The following is a 17,594-nucleotide window of genomic DNA, read 5'->3' on the forward strand; positions in this document are numbered from 1 at the left end:
CTACTTGCCGCATTTTACAGTAGAGTATACAGACAACATAAAAAATGAAATGAATATCGACAAGCTCTTCGAGGAAGTCCATAAAGTATTGATCGCCAGGGGCTCGGTTTTCCCAATAGGGGGAATTCGCTCTAGAGCGATTCAATTAACAGAGTACAGGATTGCGGACGGGGCAGAAGACGATGCATTTGTCCATGCTGTGCTAAAAATAGGGGCAGGACGGTCGGCAGAAATCAAAAAAGAAGCTTGTGATGCGCTGTTTGACGTGTTAAAGAATCATTTTTCAGAACTCATGTCCAACCGCTACCTGGCATTGTCAATGGAACTAATGGAGTTTAGTGAAGCTGGCACATATAAGCAAAACAATATCCACTCACGATTTAAAAAGAATTAAATCGGTTTATGTAGAGGGAACTTTCCACTTGATCGTTTTGTGGTTAACTATTGTGAGTCCTTGCGTTATTTTAATTCTGAAAATTTAGAACCTTTGGTACTTTTCGATGGATAATACATGAAAGAACTTGAAATATAGGAGGGAATTACATGGGGGCACGTACAGGAAAAGAATATATCGACGGCATTAAAAAACGGAATTCGGAAGTATGGATTCACGGGGAGAAAGTAGAAGACGTAACAACGCACCCTGCCTTTAAGAATGTAGTGGAAAGCGTTGCGGGTCTGTATGATCTGCAACATGAAAAGCCAGAGAAAATGCTCTATACTTCACCAACCTCAGGCAAGAAAGTGGGACTCTCCTTCATTGCTCCGAAAACAAAAGAAGATTTAATTAAAAGACGTGAAATGCACTCGGAATGGGCTGGTTTTTCCGGCGGTATGATGGGTCGTTCTCCCGACTATTTAAATACGAGCATTATGGCTTTTGGTACTGCCAGTGAATTTTTCGCACAAGAAGGAGGCAGTAAACAATTTGCCAAAAATGCCAGAGACTATTATGAATACGCTCGTGAAAATGATATCAGTTTGACACATACATTAATCCATCCACAAGTGAACCGATCGACGTTGACCCAATCGGACCAAAAAGACCCTACCCTCTCTGCCCGTATCACGAAAAAGACGCCAGACGGAATTATTGTGAACGGATGCCGTCTGTTAGCTACTTTAGGCGGGATCACGGATGAGCTTGTCGTTTTCCCTTCTACGATTAACCGAACACCAGGAACAACGGACGATCCATATGCATTCGCCTTTGCCATTCCAAATAATACAGCGGGACTTAAATTCTTATCCCGTGAATCTTTCGATTATGGTAAGAGCAAATGGGATCACCCACTTGGTGCCCGATTTGACGAAAGTGATGCCATCATCTCTTTTGAAGATGTTTTTGTCCCATGGGAAAGAGTATTCGTAAGCGAAAACACAAATATTTGTAATCGCACGTATACAGAAACGAATGCGGTCATACATATGACGCATCAAGTCATCGCCAAGAACACAGTAAAAACAGAGTTCATTCTCGGTGTGGTCGTCAATATGATGGAAGCAATCGGAATCGACCAATTCATGCACGTAAAAGAAAAGGCGAGCGAAATCATGGTCATTCTCGAAGTGATGCGTTCTCATCTTTACCGTGCTGAACATAATGCCAAGATTGACCAATATGGCAATATGACACCAGACTTCGAACCGTTGAACGCGGCGCGAAACTGGTACCCGAAAATGTATCAGCGTATGAATGAAATCATCAAAATTTTAGGCGCATCTGGTCTGATGGCATTGCCGACGGAAGCAGACTTCAGCAACACGGATGTCGGTACGTTAGTACATCGATACACTCAAGGAGCCAACATTAACGGTGAGGAAAAAGTTCAACTATTCCGTTTGGCCTGGGATATTTCAATCAGTGCATTCGGTAACCGTCAAGCCCTTTATGAATACTATTTCTTCGGAGATCCAGTACGTATGTCCAATGCTTATTACGATCAATTCGATAAACAACCATATAAAAACATGGTGAACGACTTCCTGAACCGCGCGAAAAAAGAAGCGGGCATTTTAACCTGATCAAGTAATAAATACTCGAAAAGTTAGTGGAAGGGAGATTGGAATATGCACAACGGAGAACATGAAGTGGATGATCGACTGTTTCGCAATGCGATGGGCAGTTTCGCTACGGGGGTAACAGTCATCACAACCGAAGTTTCTGGAGAAGTCCACGGCATGACCGCAAACGCGTTTATGTCGATATCTTTAAACCCGAAGCTTATTGCTGTCAGCATTGGAGAACGCGCTAGAATGCTGCAACACATAAAAGAAGCAAAACAATTCGCTGTTAATATCCTGACGTCCAATCAAGTAAATGAATCAAAACAATTTTCAGGTCAGCTTAATCTAGAGGAAGAAATAACGTTCTCTTCTTTTAAAGGAGTTCCTATTCTGCCAAATTCACTAGCGGTTGTAACGTGTCAACTGCATAGCGAATATGTAGCAGGTGATCATACGATTTTTATCGGGCAAGTTACGGGCGTCAAACTGGAACAACATGACCCGTTACTTTACAGCCAAGGTAAATACCGTGAACTGAAAGAACTTCAGGACTAACATTCACTAACTTTAATCCCTTAAAGGAGTAGATAACATTGGCATACGAAGAAGCAAAAAGAAAATTAAGAGGGTCCATTTGTCCGGTTGTTACCCCGTTTACAGAAGACGGTGCAATTGATGAAAAAGCATTTGTTGAGCTTATTAACTGGCAAATTGTAAGTGGCAGTCACGGAATTTCTGTTACTGGAACAAGTGGAGAACCAAGCTCACTGACAATGGAAGAGCGAAAAAGAGTGATGGCCCTTGCAAAAGAAACGATTGATGGCCGTGTCTTTTTCGCACCTGGAACAGGGTCGACAAACCATGATGAAACGATGGAACTGACAAAATACGCTGAAGAGATCGGTGCCGACGCAGCGATGGTCATTGTACCTTATTACAATAGACCAAACCAGGAAGCCCTTTACCAGCACTTTAAAACAGTCGCTGATTCAGTGTCTACCCCAATTATTATCTATAATATTCCCGGTCGTTCGGCCGTCAATATGGAAGTAAGCACAATGAAGCGTTTAGCTGAAGATTGCCCGAATATCGTCGGTGTCAAAGAAGCAAATAAAGACTTCGAGCATGTCAATCGTGTATTGCTAAATTGCGGTAGAGACTTCCTGTTGTATTCAGGAATTGAACTACTTTGCTACCCGATGCTTGCGATTGGCGGCGCAGGATTCATCAGCGCTACTGCAAACGTTGAGCCGGTTAAAGTGGCGGAACTATATAATGCATGGGAAGCTGGCGACGTGGCAAGGTGTCAGGATTTACACTTTGAATTAATGCCATTGAACGACGTGTTATTCAAAGATACGAACCCAGGCCCCGCTAAAGTAGCGCTTGGAATGATGGGCAAAATCAATCCGATGCTTCGACTGCCTTTAGGATTCCCTTCCGAGGCACTGAAAAAAGAAGTGCGTGAGACGCTTATCGATCTTGGTAAACTTCCGAAAGAAGCGGCTGTAAATTAAGAACTTCGTTGATAAACACAACAAACTTAAGAATATAGGTGATTAGTATGGTATCTTCCCGCGAAAAAGTGGCGTTAAAACATGAGACGCAAGACAATATCCTCCTCTATATCAATGGGGAATTCACTTCTGCTGCAGGAAACAAAACGATCATTAATATGAACCCATTTACCAATGAACGAATCAATGAAGTAGCTGAAGGACAAGCAGAAGACATCAATAAAGCGGTAGCTGCTGCACGTGAAGCGTTTGACCATGGTCCTTGGAAAACAATGAAAATTACGAAAAGAATGGAATACATTTATCGAATTGCGGACCTGATCGATGAAGAAGTCGAGCGAATCGCTTACTTAGAAGCGCTCGATACGGGACTTCCAATCAGTCAGACTAAAAAAATGGTTGGCCGCGCTTCAGAAAACTTCCGATTCTACGCACGCATGGTGGAAAGCCGCCTTGTCGGCGATGCCTATCAAGTGGATGATGAATTTATTAACTATACAATCAACACGCCTGTTGGGGTTGCTGGGTTAATCACTCCATGGAATGCACCATTTATGCTTGAAACGTGGAAAGTGGCACCTGCTCTGGCAACTGGCAATACTGTTGTGTTGAAGCCAGCTGAACTGTCGCCACTATCGGCGAACTTGTTAGCTGAAATCATTCATAAAGCAAATTTGCCAAAAGGTGTCTTCAATGTGGTTCATGGTTACGGTGAAACGGCAGGAGATGCACTCGTTAAGCATCCAGATGTTCAACTTATTTCATTTACCGGGGAAACGAAAACGGGATCTACCATCATTAAAAATAGTGCAGATACACTTAAAAGCTGTTCCATGGAACTTGGCGGGAAGTCACCGATCATTGTGTTTGACGATGCAGACTTCGACCGAGCAATGGATGCCTGTGTATGGGGCATTTATTCCTTCAATGGAGAAAGATGTACAGCGAACTCCCGCTTGTTTGTTCAGGAATCAATCAAAGATGAATTTGTTGATGCGCTGAAAAAACGTGTAGCGAAAATCAAGGTGGGGGACCCGCTGGAATCTGCCACAGAAGTAGGACCATTAATTGATAAAGGGCATTATCAAAAAGTGAAAAGCTATTTGGATATTGCCAAAGAGGAAGGCGCAGAAGTGATTACCGCTGATATTCCGGAAGAAATGGCCAAAGGGAATTTTGTGGCTCCGACACTCCTACTTAATGCAGAGAATCATATGCGAATTGCACAGGAAGAAATTTTCGGACCAGTTTTGACGGTCATGACCTTTAAAGATGAAGAAGAAGCGATAAAACTTGCAAACGATATCAATTATGGACTGGCAGGTTATGTCTGGACAAATGATATTAAACGTGGTCACCGCGTAGCGCATAAAGTGGAAGCCGGGATGTTATGGGTCAACGCTCAAAATGTAAGGGATTTACGCACTCCTTTCGGTGGATCAAAGTATTCAGGAATTGGCCGTGAAGGCGGACATTATGGATTCGAATTTTATACCGAACAGAAAATTATTCATGTTTCCATAGCGGATCATCATATTCAACAGTTCGGAAAATAACAGCAGGTGGTGAACACAATGGATTTTTCAATCATTCGTATTGCTAGAACGGTTCTGCATGTAACGAATTTACAAGCATCCCGAGAATTTTATGTCGATGGTTTAGGCATGATTGAAACCGAATGTGATGACCAGCATATCTTTTTAAGAGGACTGGAAGAACACGCTCATCATAGTTTGGTTTTGAAAAAAGCACAAAAAGCGACGGTGGAAGTACTGAGTTACAAAGTAGCAAAAGAACAGGACCTCGATGAAATTGAAAAGCTTTTTGCTTCCAAAGGTTTGAAAACAAAATGGATGCCTTCAGGAACTCAACATGCTATGGGAAGAACACTTCGTGTGCATGATAACTCGGGAATTCCGCTTGAGTTTTTCGCGGAAATGACAACTGTCAACCGCATGCTTCAACGATATGACCTGTACCGTGGAGCGAAAATTCAACGGATTGACCACGTCAATTGTGCAGTACCAGATGTTCAAAAAGCATATGATTTCTATGTTGAGAATTTAGGCTTCTCGTGTTCGGAATATACCGAAACTGAAAAAGGAGACTTGTGGGCGGCCTGGCTTTATCGTAAGCCAACCGTTCATGATCATGCCTTCATGAGTGGCCCGGGACCAAAACTCCATCACTTTGCGTACTCCCTATCAGACCGCTTAAGCATTCTTGACTGTTGTGACGTTCTCGCAAGTATGGGCTATGCACAATCCATTGAACGTGGTCCAGGCCGACATGGATTATCCAATGCATTCTTCCTGTATTTACGGGATCCGGATGGCCATCGCATTGAACTTTATACTGGTGATTACTTAACAACAGATCCGGATTTGAAGCCTAAACGCTGGGATTTAAATGATCCTCTTCGCCAAACATTTTGGGGACATGAAGCGCCAGACCGCTGGTTCAATGAAACAAGTTCGTTTATTGACATAGAGACGGGAGAAGAAATCATTTATCAAGAACCGTTACTAGAACAAAGAAAACCGAAAATCATGGTTTAAGAGAATGAAGATTGAAGAGTTGGCGAAGTCCTTTTTTAAAGGATTTCGCCTTTTTCTTTTTCTCCTGATATACAATAGATTGTGAGAATCTTTTTTATATGAAACCAATGGGAATGACAACCGTATAAGTATTGATAAGTTTTTGAAAGGATGGATGAACAAGTGAATACTTCACTTGAATACCGTTTGTATGACCGTACCAGCTCATATAAACCTTTGTTTCACTATGAAGAAATCGATTTACATCAAGTTCTTGCACGTAGAGAATGCGATTTTTACGTAAAAGAAGGAACCGTCTATAAACAGACTTCCTCTGCCATAGAAGGAGATTGGCATGTGATTTATGTAGAAAAGCACGAAGAAGGCGAAAAGGAAAAAGAAGAATTCAACCTGAACAATACGTTGAAATTGGAAATGCGGAGATTTAATGAAAGAGAAAACTATCCGCTGCTACAAACACTGGAATTCGAACACCATATCGACATTCTTTCTCGAATCGGTTCTGTTTACCATTACATCAATGGTCAGGAATGGGAAAAAGATTCCGCGGAAATAGATGAGGATCGTCGTGTCTACGTTCTTTACCTAATGGAGACCGGATATAAAATGGAGGGAATCAACACATGAATAAGACAAAAAAATTGATGGCAGGCGTAGCGACGTCGGTTATGGCTTTAGGGATGACCGGATGCGGACAAAATGAATATGAACCATCCAATTCGTCATTGCCAGCCGAACCTACTGAATACGATTGTGATGACTGGGAATGGGATGAAAATGAAGCAACCTACTATTGTGACGATAGCAGATCCTCACATTTTGGTGCCTATTATCTCTTCGGCACCATGTTCAATAACAAATCAGCGTTAAGGAAATCACCAAATTATACAAGTAACTTCAACAACTACAATAACGCACAAAGCGGCAGTGGCTATAAGTCGGGGATCGGCAGTGGCTCCAAAGGAGGATTTGGCGGGTGATTGACCCACAATTTCAACTGGAAAGACAGAAAGTATATGAACAAGTTCCATACTTTTTTCCAGATTTATATGAAGTGGAATATGCTCTACTGGACATAAAGAAACATTCTTTAGCTGAAATAAAAGATATCCGGAAAGCAGCGGAACAAGTCGGAGCTGTTTTCAGAAAAGTTGTACCACTTTTAAGAGAACTGGATGACGAAACCCTGCTACAGCTTGGTATTCCGACTGAAGCACTGGCGTATTGTCGTCTTAAATTAATACCCCAGGATACCATTATTGGTCGCCTTGATTTTGTTGTTTCAGACTCTGGCATCAAGTTGATGGAATTCAATTCCGACACGCCGACGTTCATTAAAGAAGCATTCCAGGCGAACGCCTTCGTATGTAATTACTATGGGGTTGAAAATCCCAATGAAACATGTGTGGACTTGTTACGTAAGGAAATGAGAAAAGCGGTAGCCGCTTCCTGGAATCATTTAAACCGTGCAGGTACGCCTAAGATCGTCTTCACGTCTCATGGCGACAATATAGAAGATTTGTGGACCACACGTTTCTTACAGGAACACCTCGATTTGCCATCGGAATACGTCAGTCTGGACCAGCTTCAAATTTTGACAGAACCAGTCGAGGAGAATGGGGTCATCACTGATTCAGGTCTTTTTACACCCAGTGGCGAACGGATAGATATTTTATACCGTCAAACTTATCCAATCGAACATTTGGTAAATGATAAAGAACCCATGACCGACGAAAACATTGGGCAGGAACTAATCAAACTCATTATTGAGAACAAAGTGATGGTTCTCAATCCACCTTCTGCTTTTTTGTTGCAGTCAAAAGCCGTCCAGGCACTTATTTGGGGGCTGCATGAGGAAAATCAATACTTCACAGCTGAAGAACAGCAAGTGATTGGACAATACTTTTTACCAACCTATTTGGAGCCGGATAAATTTTTAACTATGAATATGCCCTATGTCCGAAAGCCTGCATTTGGACGCGAAGGTGATACGGTAGAAATATTTAACGGAGCGGGCGAAACCATCGACGAGGAGCCCCAAAAGACGTACGTCGATAATCTACCGGTCTATCAAGCTTTTTATCCATTGCCAGAAACGGAAGTACAGACGACTTTAGGCACAAAACAAGTCCATATGATGTATGGCTGCTTTTTACTAAACGATCAAGCGGGAGCGATTGGGATACGTGCAGGTAGGGCAATAACGAATAACTTATCTTATTTTTTACCGATAGGCATAGAAGAGAAATTGAAGGGATGATCATGATGATGGAATACATTACAGGAGAAACTGTTGGGAACTTTTTAGCACACTTTGGTGTTGGCGTTTTGCTCATGCTTTTAGGACTGACCGTCTTTGCATTTACGACCAAGTTTTCTGAAGTCAAGCTGATTAAAGAAGGCAACATTGCAGTAGCGTTGAAGTTGTGGGGGAAAGCAATCGGTCTTGGCATTGTCATTTATACCGTATGGGCGGGAAGTGTGAATTTGCTTGATGCCTTTATTTGGGGTCTTGTCGGAATTGCGACTCAAGTACTTGCTTACTGGATTGTGGAATATGGACTCACGCCAAATACCACCAACCTGGCCAAAGAAGTGGAAAATGGAAATTTAGCTGTAGGATTTAGTTTGTTTTCGATTTCGATCGTTGTCGGATTACTTGTTGCAGCAAGTCTAACATACTAACATATACCCTTTGAACTTTAAAACAGTTCAGAGGGTTTTTTTATGAATTTTTCTGACTTAAATCTATAGAACTAAAAAAATATATTTATTTTTTATTGAATACAAAAATAGCAGGATTTTTGTCCCACTATTCAGAATATAATATTTTATAAGATAAATGAATACAAATTCACTTTTCTTTAGAGAGAGTACACATTTTGATAACGGGGGTTATGTATGAACGGGTTTCGTATGTTAGGAATGGAGCTGTCAAAGCTTAAAGAGCAAAGAGGGGTTTTATTCTCATTGATTGGAGTATTACTAATTCCAATCGTGTACGTCGCGGTTTTATTGTCCTCTACATGGGGACCGTATGACTATTTAAACAATTTACCGGTTGCGTTCGTAAATAAAGATCAAGGCGCTGTGTCTGGAGAAAATCCAATTAATGTTGGAGATGATTTAGTTGCTGATTTAAAGAAAAGCAACACCCTTGGATGGGACTTTGTCTCATCTGAAGAAGCTCAAAAAGGATTGAAAAGTCAGGATTACTACATGGTAATTGAAATTCCAGAAGACTTTTCAAAAAAAGTCACAACTGTATTGGATGCAAATCCACAAGTACCTGAGTTGCATTACATTCAAAATGAAGGACTCAACTTCATGGCGGCACAAGTGACTAGAAGTGCTACCGAAAAAATCAGAGAGCAACTCGGCAATAAAATTACTGAAACGTATACGCGGACTCTTTTTTCAAAATTTGGTGATATTACAACTGGCTTTTCGTCAGGAGCAGACGGTTCACAAAAGATTTTCGAAGGAACGACTTCGTTATCAGATGGGACAAGCCTTTTATTAAAATCGTTAACTGATAAAACAGAGGACATTCAGAAACTGGCAAACGGTGCACAATCAGCTGAGAGTGGGGCAGGGCAATTATTGAGCTCTATTCGCGGTGGGTCGGGCGACATCAACAAATTGGCTGCGGGTTCTAAAAGCTTGGCGCAAGGCGTGGATGAACTGAAAGCAGGTTCGACTAAAGTACTTGGCGGTTTGAAAGCAGCCAATACAGGAAGCTCCAGTTTGACGACTGGTTTAGAATCTAAATTAGTCCCTGGCAGTGAGCAAATTGCCAACGGGATGACAAAAGTTACTGAAACGACGAAACAATTATCTGCTGGATCTCAAGGGTTGACGGCGGGATTGAAAGCCTTTTTAGCCAAACATCCTGAGCTTTCAACGGATACTGAATTTATGACCCTTGTTGGAACAAGTGATGCCATTAGTAAGGGAATGGTTCAATTTGATAAAGAAGTACAACCGTTAAAAACAGGAGCTGCTGAACTAGCAGGCGGAATCAAACAAGCTGCGGCTGGATCCCAACAAGTGAATAATGGTTTGTCTCAATTAGTGGCAGGGCAAACGGCAGCAACTGCTGGCATAGACAAATTACAAGCTGGGGCAAATCAAGTTGCAAATGGAAACGCTTCCGTAGCGTCTTCATGGGCTAAATTAAGTCACGCTGTTTCCAGCCTCCAAGATGGACTTTCTCAAATTAGTACTGGAAATAGTACGGTAGCGTCTGGGTGGGAATCTATGACACTAGGTGTAACTACTCTAGACAATGGGGCAAAACAACTTCAATCCGGAAGTAAGGAACTGTCGAGTGGACTTGCTGGTGGAGCGAATGAAATTTCTCAAATTCAAGTAACGGATGCCAATATTGCGATGTTTTCAAATCCGGTTGCTTTAAGCGGCGAAACGGTAAACGGGCTGAAATTCTATCGTGATTCTACGGCACCATACATTCTTTCACTTGCCTTATTCGTTGGAATTTTAATTTTATCTTTTGTAGTAGATTTCAAAAAACCAGTTATCATGCCAGGTTCAGCCTTCAGCTGGTATGCAAGTAAATTAATGAAGCTGTCTATATTCGCTACAGCACAAGGGCTGCTAGTTTCCTTATTTGCATTATTCTTCTTGAATCTTCAAGTAGAAAGCGTAGCTTCATTTATTTTATTTTCCGTTTTCACAAGCCTAACTTTCATGGCCATTGTGTTCTTCTTGGTAACAGTTGGAGGTAACGTGGGACGATTTGTAGCCCTTGCCTTCTTGGTATTGCAATTATCAACGACAGGTTCTAACTTGCCGATTCCTATGTTGCCAGAGAATCTACAAGCACTTAGCCAATTCTTGCCTTTGACGTATTCAAATGCGGGCTTCAAGTCCATCATTTCATTAGGGGATACTAGTTTCTTATTGGCAAATGTATTCGTACTTGCCATGTTCCTGATTGGGTTTGCTGTCTTAACGCTAGTAGTATTCCAGTTCTTCTATAAGAAGGGGCATGCGCAAGTAGAGGTATCGGCTTAATAAGAGCCTGAATGACTGAGTCATGAAAAGCATAAAATTTATAGAAGCACAGCCATGGCTGTGCTTCTATTTATGTGAATTAAGTTGCCATAAAATCAGAAAGTGAGGAGTATAGGGTGAATCAACAATCAGTAATCACGGAGGAATTTACAAGAATACCCTTTATCGAAAAAGAAGTAGAAATTAATGGCGTTGCTAAAATCTTTGGAACGATTACCGTTCCTTCGACTCCAAATGAAAATGAAAAGTTTCCTGCTGTTTTATTCATTTCAGGTTCTGGACCACTTGACCGGAATGGAAACGGGCCAAAAGGCAAATACAAGTTCAATTTATATAAAGAACTGGCCGAATTTATAGGTGGAATGGGTTTTGTCACTTTTCGATATGACAAGCGGGGCACCGGCAGTAGTAAAGAGACATTGCTAGTCAGTGGATTATGGGATTTTGTTGCGGATGCGGAGTGTAGCTATACATACCTTCAACAACATTCGAATGTTGATCCAGAACGAATCATAGTTCTTGGTCATAGTGAAGGAACAATTATTGGAACAGCACTTTCTGAGCGACAGAAACTTGGAGGATTAATGCTTTTAGCAGGTGGGGTTGCGAACCTTGATGAATATTTAAAACATCAAAGGAAGTTAGCCTATCAAGAACTCAAGAATTCGAAAGGCATCAAAGGTTTACTTATGAGAATGCTCGTAATTGAAGAAAAAGAAGAAAAGAAAGTAGAAAAACTGATGCAAAAAATGGGTGAATCGAATCGAGATGTTTATAAAGCAATGTTCCTGTTTAAACAGCCTGCTAAATGGCTTAGAGAACATTATAGTTATGACCCCCGAAAGGCATTAAGGCAAGTGACATGTCCAGTTCTGGCCATTCAAGGGGACAAAGATCCTTTGGTTGATAACATTCATCTAAATGAACTATCTTCTCTTGTCCAAGGAACGTCAGATATTCATATCATCAAAGATATGGAACATGGTCTGCGTATTCAAAAAGAAGATAAATCAATATTAAAAGTTAAGAAATTGAATAAATCAATACAGAGCCGTCCCTTAAGTCCTGATGGATTAAATGCGATCTCACACTGGCTCATCTCTAATTATAAATAAATCACTTGGTACGACTGAAAAGATGATACAATTTGTCCTAGACGAACCAAAGGAAAATACAAGATAGAACAAATGTTCCTTCGAGGAAAAATTGGCATTTTATGAGCAATATACAACTTTGAAACGGTCTCGATAGGAGGGTGAACCATGCAAAACCAGACGGAAACAATGATTGAAATAAAGAATTTAGTCAAGAAATATGGGAGTTTTTCAGCTGTCAATGGTATTGGTTTCTCCGTGAATAAAGGGGAGATTTTCGGACTTCTCGGACCAAATGGCGCAGGGAAATCGACCACTTTAGAAATGATGGTTGGCCTGAGAAAACCTGATGCGGGATCAGCCATTATCGGAGGATTTGATATCGCAAAAGACTTATTAAAAGTGAAAGAAGTCATCGGCATCCAACTCCAATCAACCACATTGTTTGAATTACTTACTGTTGAAGAAATTTTAAAGTTGTATGCAAGTTTTTATCAAAAAAACGTCTCGATTCCCGAGTTGATCGAGGATATGGTATTAACTGAAAAAACAAAGAGTCGTATTAAGACTCTATCCGGTGGTCAAAAACAACGTCTGGCTATCGCGCTTGCTCTCGTTCATGATCCATGGATACTGTTTTTGGATGAACCGACAACCGGACTTGATCCTCAGGCTAGAAGAACGCTGTGGGACATCGTATTGAAATTAAAAGAAAAAGGAAAAACCACTGTTTTAACCACGCATTACATGGATGAAGCGCAAGTTCTTTGTGACCGAATTGCCATTATGGATCAGGGAAATCTGATTGCTTTAGATACACCTGCTGGTCTCATTAAAGATTTAGAGTCTGATAGTGCAGTAGAATTTCAATATGAAGGGCATTTACAGACGCAAGAGCTTGATTCGCTTAATGGAGTGAAGCAAGTTGGAAAGCATAAGGATACCTACGTACTGTATACTGATAATCTGCAGGAGAGCTTGATTAACTTAATACAATATACAACTGAAAAACAGATCCAATTGACCAATTTACAGACCAGAACTTCAACCTTGGAAGATGTGTTTATCCATATGACAGGAAGGAGTCTGAGAGAAGAATGAAAGCTTATTGGCAATTAACGCTATCGCAATTACGGATATTTCTTCGCAACCGCCAAGTTCTTTTCTGGACGCTTGCATTTCCAATTTTCCTCATGATCATGCTCGGTTCTTTTTTAGGAGACGGCAATGGGGTATCTATCTCGATCGGTGTAGTGGATCAGGATCAAACATCTCTTTCAAAAGAGTTTTCAAAAACGCTCGGAAAAATTGAAACTGTTAATCTAGATCTAATTGACAGTAAAGAGAAAGCACTTGGGCAAGTGAAAAAAGGCAATCTTCAACTCGTCGTTGTCATTCCTCAAGGGTATGAGACACAAATGACGGACACTTCAAATAAAACGCCATTTGAACTACCGTTATATTACAACGAAACCGACATCGCAGTTTCGCAAATCGGTTTAACGATTGTCAATAGTGTCGTCGATGGGATTAGTAAGGAAAAAGCAAATTACACGCCAGTTATTGTGACTCATGCAAATGGTGTTGAAGCCTTGGACTTAAAATATATTGATTTTTTGGTTCCAGGAATTCTAGCCATGATGATCATGAGCAACAATATGAATGGTGTAGCAGGTCAGATTGCTGCGTGGAGAGAGCGCGGGATTTTACGTAGAATGCAAGGAACCACGTTAAAAGCTTCCACTTTTATTGCTGCTCAGATTACAGCAAGATTACTGTTGAACGGAATGCAAGCAATGATCGTATTAGGAGTGGCCCACCTTATTTACGGAACCCAAGTTAATGGGTCTTGGCTGAGTTTGATTACATTCGTTATTTTAGGAACACTTGCCTTTATGGCAATAGGCTTCATCATTGCAGGAGTGGCTAAAACACCTGAAAGTGCAGGACCAATTGCAGGCTTCTTATCGTTCCCTATGTTGTTTTTAGGGGGGGTATTTTTCCCGATTCGAGACATGCCTGAGTTCCTTCAGCCGATTGTTAATGTTTTACCAATTTCTCATTTAAGCCATGCATTACGGGAAACAATGAATGTCGGGACTTCTTTTATGGACCTTGGTTCTGATGCGCTAATTTTGGGCTGTTGGTTAGTAGGAGCGTTTATCATGGCGAGTTACACATTTAAGTGGGAATAAGAATTCAAGAAAATGAAGGAGATAAAAATGAAAAGTCAAGATTACAAAACGCATGTAAAAATAGACCCGCTTTATCACTATGTATTATTGTTTCTACTATTAGCAACTTTGGTCATATCAATACTAAATATAGTTCGCTCATTTAATGCAGGTGAAAACATCTTGCAATCTGTTTTATTGTTACTAATGGTCGTGTGTATTATTATTGTTGCCATTCTGGTTAGACTGAATCCGTTAAAAAACCAAGATCGAACCATTCGAGCAGAAGAAAATCTGCGTCATTTTGTTTTAACAGGTAAATTACTAGATTCAAATCTGACTAAAGGTCAAATTATTGCTTTGCGTTTTGCCGGTGAACAAGAGTTTCCAACTCTTTGTGAACGTGCAGTCAAAGAAAATCTTTCCCCAGATGATATTAAGAAAGCGATTGTTTCATGGAAAGCAGACCATCATCGAATTTAGAAATGAAATGAACCCCCGTTGAATGAATCAACGGGGGTTACCTATAGACTTTTAAATTTAATTTTCTTGGTTAGGAGTTATTACAACTCACTCATGCCGTAATTAAACTGCCACTCAATTCCAAACTTGTCTCTAAGGCTTCCGTAACATTTGCTCCAGAATGTTTCTTGAAGCTCCATGCCTACAGTTCCGCCTGTTTTCAACTGATTAAACAGTGATTTGATTTCATCCAAATCCTCACTGACGATAGCGAGGCTAATGTTATTTCCTTCAACATAAGGCATTCCAGGGAATGTATCAGAAAACATAACGAGACTACCACACATATTTAAACGCGTGTGCATAATACGATTTTTAGCATCTTCCGGTAATGGATACTCTTCACTTGGTGGCATTTCACCAAACGTCATGATCTTCGGTTGTTCAGTTTTAAATACCTCTGCATAATATTCTACTGCTTCTCGACAATTCCCATTAAAATTCAGATAAACTTCAATAGCCATTCCTTTCACTCCTCAACATTTGTTTGAGTATTTCGAAATTACTAAAACACTATTGAAAGTATACCATTTTAAATCTTAACCAAATCAAAAACTTGGTCTCTTACACACAAAAGGCATGTAATTCCTAATCGGAAATTACATGCCTTTTGTGTGCTAAAAACATTAATCTGAAACACTTAAACTTTTCACATAAGATACTACTTCCTCAGAGGTAGATAGTGAGAGAATTGTTTCGATATGACTTTCCATCTGCGATTTAGACAGCTTACTGATTTGAGAGCGTGCTTTTAATATGGATGATGCACTCATGGAAAACTCATCCAGACCCATTCCGAGAAGGATAGGAATCGCAATTTCGTCTCCAGCCATTTCGCCACACATGCCCGTCCATTTACCTTCTTTGTGAGACGCATCAATGACGTTTTTCACTAGACGTAAGATAGCCGGATTAAAAGGCTGGTACAAGTAAGAAACACGTTCATTCATGCGATCAGCAGCCAGTGTGTATTGAATTAAGTCATTTGTGCCAATCGAGAAGAAGTCGACTTCTTTGGCGAAAACGTCCGCCATAACAGCAGTTGAAGGAATTTCAACCATAATGCCAACTTCGATTGATTTACTAACTTCAACACCTTGCTCTTCAAGCTTCGCTTTTTCTTCGAGGAACAGTGCTTTTGCCTGACGGAATTCTTCAAGCGTTGCAATCATAGGGAACATGATCTTCAAATTGCCGTGAACACTTGCACGAAGTAACGCACGCAGTTGTGTTCTGAACATATCTTTCATTTCCAGACACAAGCGGATCGCCCGTAATCCCAAGAAAGGATTTAATTCCTTCGGCAATTGTAAGTAGGAAAGCTCTTTGTCGCCACCAATATCCAGTGTGCGAACAACTGTTGGCTTTCCGTTCATTTGTTTCAGAACAGAAGCGTATGCTTCCGTCTGTTCATCTTCAGTCGGAAATTGGCTACGTCCCATATACAAAAATTCCGTCCGGTATAAACCAATGGCTTCGCCACCATGATCAATCACACCGACTACATCCGTAGGTGTCCCAATATTGGCTCCAAGTTCTACATGGTGTCCGTCAGCAGTGATGGTCGCTTCATTTTTCAATCGTGCCCATTCGGACTTTTGCTGTTTGTAGTTCGCTTTTTTCTCTTCATATTGCGCAATTGTTTCAGTATCTGGATTTACAACAATATTGCCATCCAGTCCGTCTACAATCACCAGTGAGCCGTTTTCAATCGAAGACATCACGGTTTTTGCGCCAACAACCGCAGGAATTTCAAGAGTTCTTGCAAGAATGGCTGAATGTGACGTGCGTCCTCCGATATCTGTGATGAACCCTTTTACAAATTGAGGATTCAATTGAACGGTATCTGAAGGCGTCAAATCTTCTGCGATAATAATGACTTCGTCAGCAATCATGCTGGGATTTTGAATGGATACACCTAGGAGATGCGCCAAAACCCTTTTCGTAACATCACGAATGTCCGATGCACGTTCCTTCATATAGTCATTATCCATAGATTCAAATAGACTGATGAACATATTTGATGTTTCCTGTAATGCAAATTCAGCATTGACCTTTTCCGATTTGATCTTATCGGTTATTGGTCCAAGTAATTCTGGATCACTCAAGACAAGAAGGTGTGCACTGAAAATTGCTGCTTCTTCATCGCTGATTTGTTTCGATGTTTGCTCTTTAATGGTTTCAAGTTCTGATTTCGATTGAGTGATCGCTGAGTCAAAACGAGCTAACTCGGCCTCAATATCAACAATCGCTGTTTTTTCAACATTCAATTCCGGATTTTCAAGTCTGAAAGCTTTGGCAATGGCAATCCCATTTGACGCTGCAATTCCGGATAGAGAGAAGTTCATCAGTTACCGATTCCTTCATTTTTCATGATGTCATCGATTTTTGCCATTGCAGCTTCTTCATCTTCACCATCCGCAGAGATTTTAATAGTAGCTCCAGAAGGTACACCTAAAGACATAACGCCTAAGATCGATTTTAAGTTTACTTTTTTGTCGTTGAATTCAAGTGAAATATCTGATGTGAAAGCAGCTGAAGCACCCACTAAAACGGATGTTGGGCGGGCATGAAGACCTTCGCCACCTGTAATGTTATATTGTTTTTCAATCATCTTAAATTCCTCCTAAATAATTTGACTACTTACTAGAATCACAACAATCAACTTGTGAGCGTTTTTGATTG

At 40.8% G+C, this 17,594-nt stretch carries 18 protein-coding genes; 15 read left to right on the forward strand and 3 right to left on the reverse strand.

Going from position 1 to position 17,594, the window contains the following annotated elements:
- Positions 1-4: 4 nt before the first annotated feature.
- The 15 genes from ACQKEV_RS08385 to ACQKEV_RS08455 all read left to right on the forward strand — a co-directional run bounded on the left by ACQKEV_RS08385 (position 5) and on the right by ACQKEV_RS08455 (position 14,870).
- Positions 5-394: a 5-carboxymethyl-2-hydroxymuconate Delta-isomerase gene (locus ACQKEV_RS08385; RefSeq protein WP_427445987.1), complete on the forward strand. Its 390-nt coding sequence runs from the start codon at positions 5-7 to the stop codon at positions 392-394.
- Between the two features lie 149 nt (positions 395-543).
- Positions 544-2,025, forward strand: coding sequence for a 4-hydroxyphenylacetate 3-monooxygenase, oxygenase component (gene hpaB, locus ACQKEV_RS08390; protein ID WP_427445986.1), 1,482 nt, complete (start codon positions 544-546; stop codon positions 2,023-2,025).
- 66 nt (positions 2,026-2,091) lie between these two features.
- Entirely contained in the window at positions 2,092-2,562 is a 471-nt protein-coding gene (locus ACQKEV_RS08395; RefSeq protein ID WP_427446249.1) for a flavin reductase family protein, read from the forward strand.
- A gap of 38 nt (positions 2,563-2,600) precedes the next feature.
- Positions 2,601-3,524: a 2,4-dihydroxyhept-2-ene-1,7-dioic acid aldolase gene (gene hpaI, locus ACQKEV_RS08400; protein WP_427445985.1), complete on the forward strand. Its 924-nt coding sequence runs from the start codon at positions 2,601-2,603 to the stop codon at positions 3,522-3,524.
- A 47-nt stretch (positions 3,525-3,571) separates the two neighbouring features.
- Entirely contained in the window at positions 3,572-5,080 is a 1,509-nt protein-coding gene (hpaE, locus tag ACQKEV_RS08405) for a 5-carboxymethyl-2-hydroxymuconate semialdehyde dehydrogenase (RefSeq protein WP_427445983.1), read from the forward strand.
- 18 nt (positions 5,081-5,098) lie between these two features.
- Complete coding sequence (hpaD, locus tag ACQKEV_RS08410; protein WP_427445982.1) at positions 5,099-6,082, forward strand: 3,4-dihydroxyphenylacetate 2,3-dioxygenase; 984 nt, start codon at positions 5,099-5,101, stop codon at positions 6,080-6,082.
- A gap of 162 nt (positions 6,083-6,244) precedes the next feature.
- Complete coding sequence (locus ACQKEV_RS08415) at positions 6,245-6,709, forward strand: hypothetical protein (protein WP_427457820.1); 465 nt, start codon at positions 6,245-6,247, stop codon at positions 6,707-6,709.
- The gene (locus tag ACQKEV_RS08420) at positions 6,706-7,062 is read left to right on the forward strand and encodes a hypothetical protein (protein WP_427445979.1); all 357 of its coding nucleotides are present in this window, start codon (positions 6,706-6,708) and stop codon (positions 7,060-7,062) included. The genes ACQKEV_RS08415 and ACQKEV_RS08420 overlap by 4 nt, the downstream gene beginning before the upstream one ends.
- Complete coding sequence (locus ACQKEV_RS08425; protein ID WP_427445978.1) at positions 7,059-8,342, forward strand: glutathionylspermidine synthase family protein; 1,284 nt, start codon at positions 7,059-7,061, stop codon at positions 8,340-8,342. Before ACQKEV_RS08420 ends, ACQKEV_RS08425 begins: the two co-directional genes overlap by 4 nt.
- A 5-nt stretch (positions 8,343-8,347) precedes the next feature.
- The gene (locus ACQKEV_RS08430; protein ID WP_427445976.1) at positions 8,348-8,767 is read left to right on the forward strand and encodes a DUF350 domain-containing protein; all 420 of its coding nucleotides are present in this window, start codon (positions 8,348-8,350) and stop codon (positions 8,765-8,767) included.
- 216 nt (positions 8,768-8,983) lie between these two features.
- Positions 8,984-11,119, forward strand: a complete 2,136-nt coding sequence (locus ACQKEV_RS08435) for a YhgE/Pip family protein (protein ID WP_427445974.1) — start codon at positions 8,984-8,986, stop codon at positions 11,117-11,119.
- Between the two features lie 116 nt (positions 11,120-11,235).
- Positions 11,236-12,234 (forward strand): alpha/beta hydrolase, encoded by a 999-nt coding sequence (locus tag ACQKEV_RS08440; RefSeq protein ID WP_427445972.1) that lies wholly within the window; start codon positions 11,236-11,238, stop codon positions 12,232-12,234.
- Between the two features lie 147 nt (positions 12,235-12,381).
- Positions 12,382-13,314, forward strand: coding sequence for an ABC transporter ATP-binding protein (locus tag ACQKEV_RS08445; protein ID WP_427445970.1), 933 nt, complete (start codon positions 12,382-12,384; stop codon positions 13,312-13,314).
- Entirely contained in the window at positions 13,311-14,408 is a 1,098-nt protein-coding gene (locus ACQKEV_RS08450; protein ID WP_427445969.1) for an ABC transporter permease, read from the forward strand. The genes ACQKEV_RS08445 and ACQKEV_RS08450 overlap by 4 nt, the downstream gene beginning before the upstream one ends.
- 27 nt (positions 14,409-14,435) lie before the next feature.
- Positions 14,436-14,870 carry a DUF6526 family protein gene (locus ACQKEV_RS08455; RefSeq protein ID WP_427445967.1) on the forward strand — a complete coding sequence of 145 codons (435 nt, stop codon included), beginning with the start codon at positions 14,436-14,438 and terminating at the stop codon, positions 14,868-14,870.
- Between the two features lie 80 nt (positions 14,871-14,950).
- On the opposite strand, the gene ACQKEV_RS08460 is transcribed toward ACQKEV_RS08455, so the two are convergent.
- From ACQKEV_RS08460 to ACQKEV_RS08470, 3 genes are all read right to left on the reverse strand, one after another.
- Entirely contained in the window at positions 14,951-15,373 is a 423-nt protein-coding gene (locus tag ACQKEV_RS08460; protein ID WP_427445965.1) for a VOC family protein, read from the reverse strand.
- 162 nt (positions 15,374-15,535) lie between these two features.
- A complete protein-coding gene (ptsP, locus tag ACQKEV_RS08465) occupies positions 15,536-17,257 on the reverse strand; it encodes a phosphoenolpyruvate--protein phosphotransferase (protein WP_427445964.1) in 1,722 nt (573 codons plus the stop codon).
- Positions 17,257-17,523 carry a phosphocarrier protein HPr gene (locus ACQKEV_RS08470; protein WP_427445963.1) on the reverse strand — a complete coding sequence of 89 codons (267 nt, stop codon included), beginning with the start codon at positions 17,521-17,523 and terminating at the stop codon, positions 17,257-17,259. Before ACQKEV_RS08470 ends, ptsP begins: the two co-directional genes overlap by 1 nt.
- Positions 17,524-17,594 lie beyond the last annotated feature (71 nt).

Origin of the sequence: Paenisporosarcina sp. NPDC076907 (genome assembly GCF_050269735.1) — a bacterium.
Taxonomy (GTDB): Bacteria; Bacillota; Bacilli; order Bacillales_A; family Planococcaceae; genus Paenisporosarcina.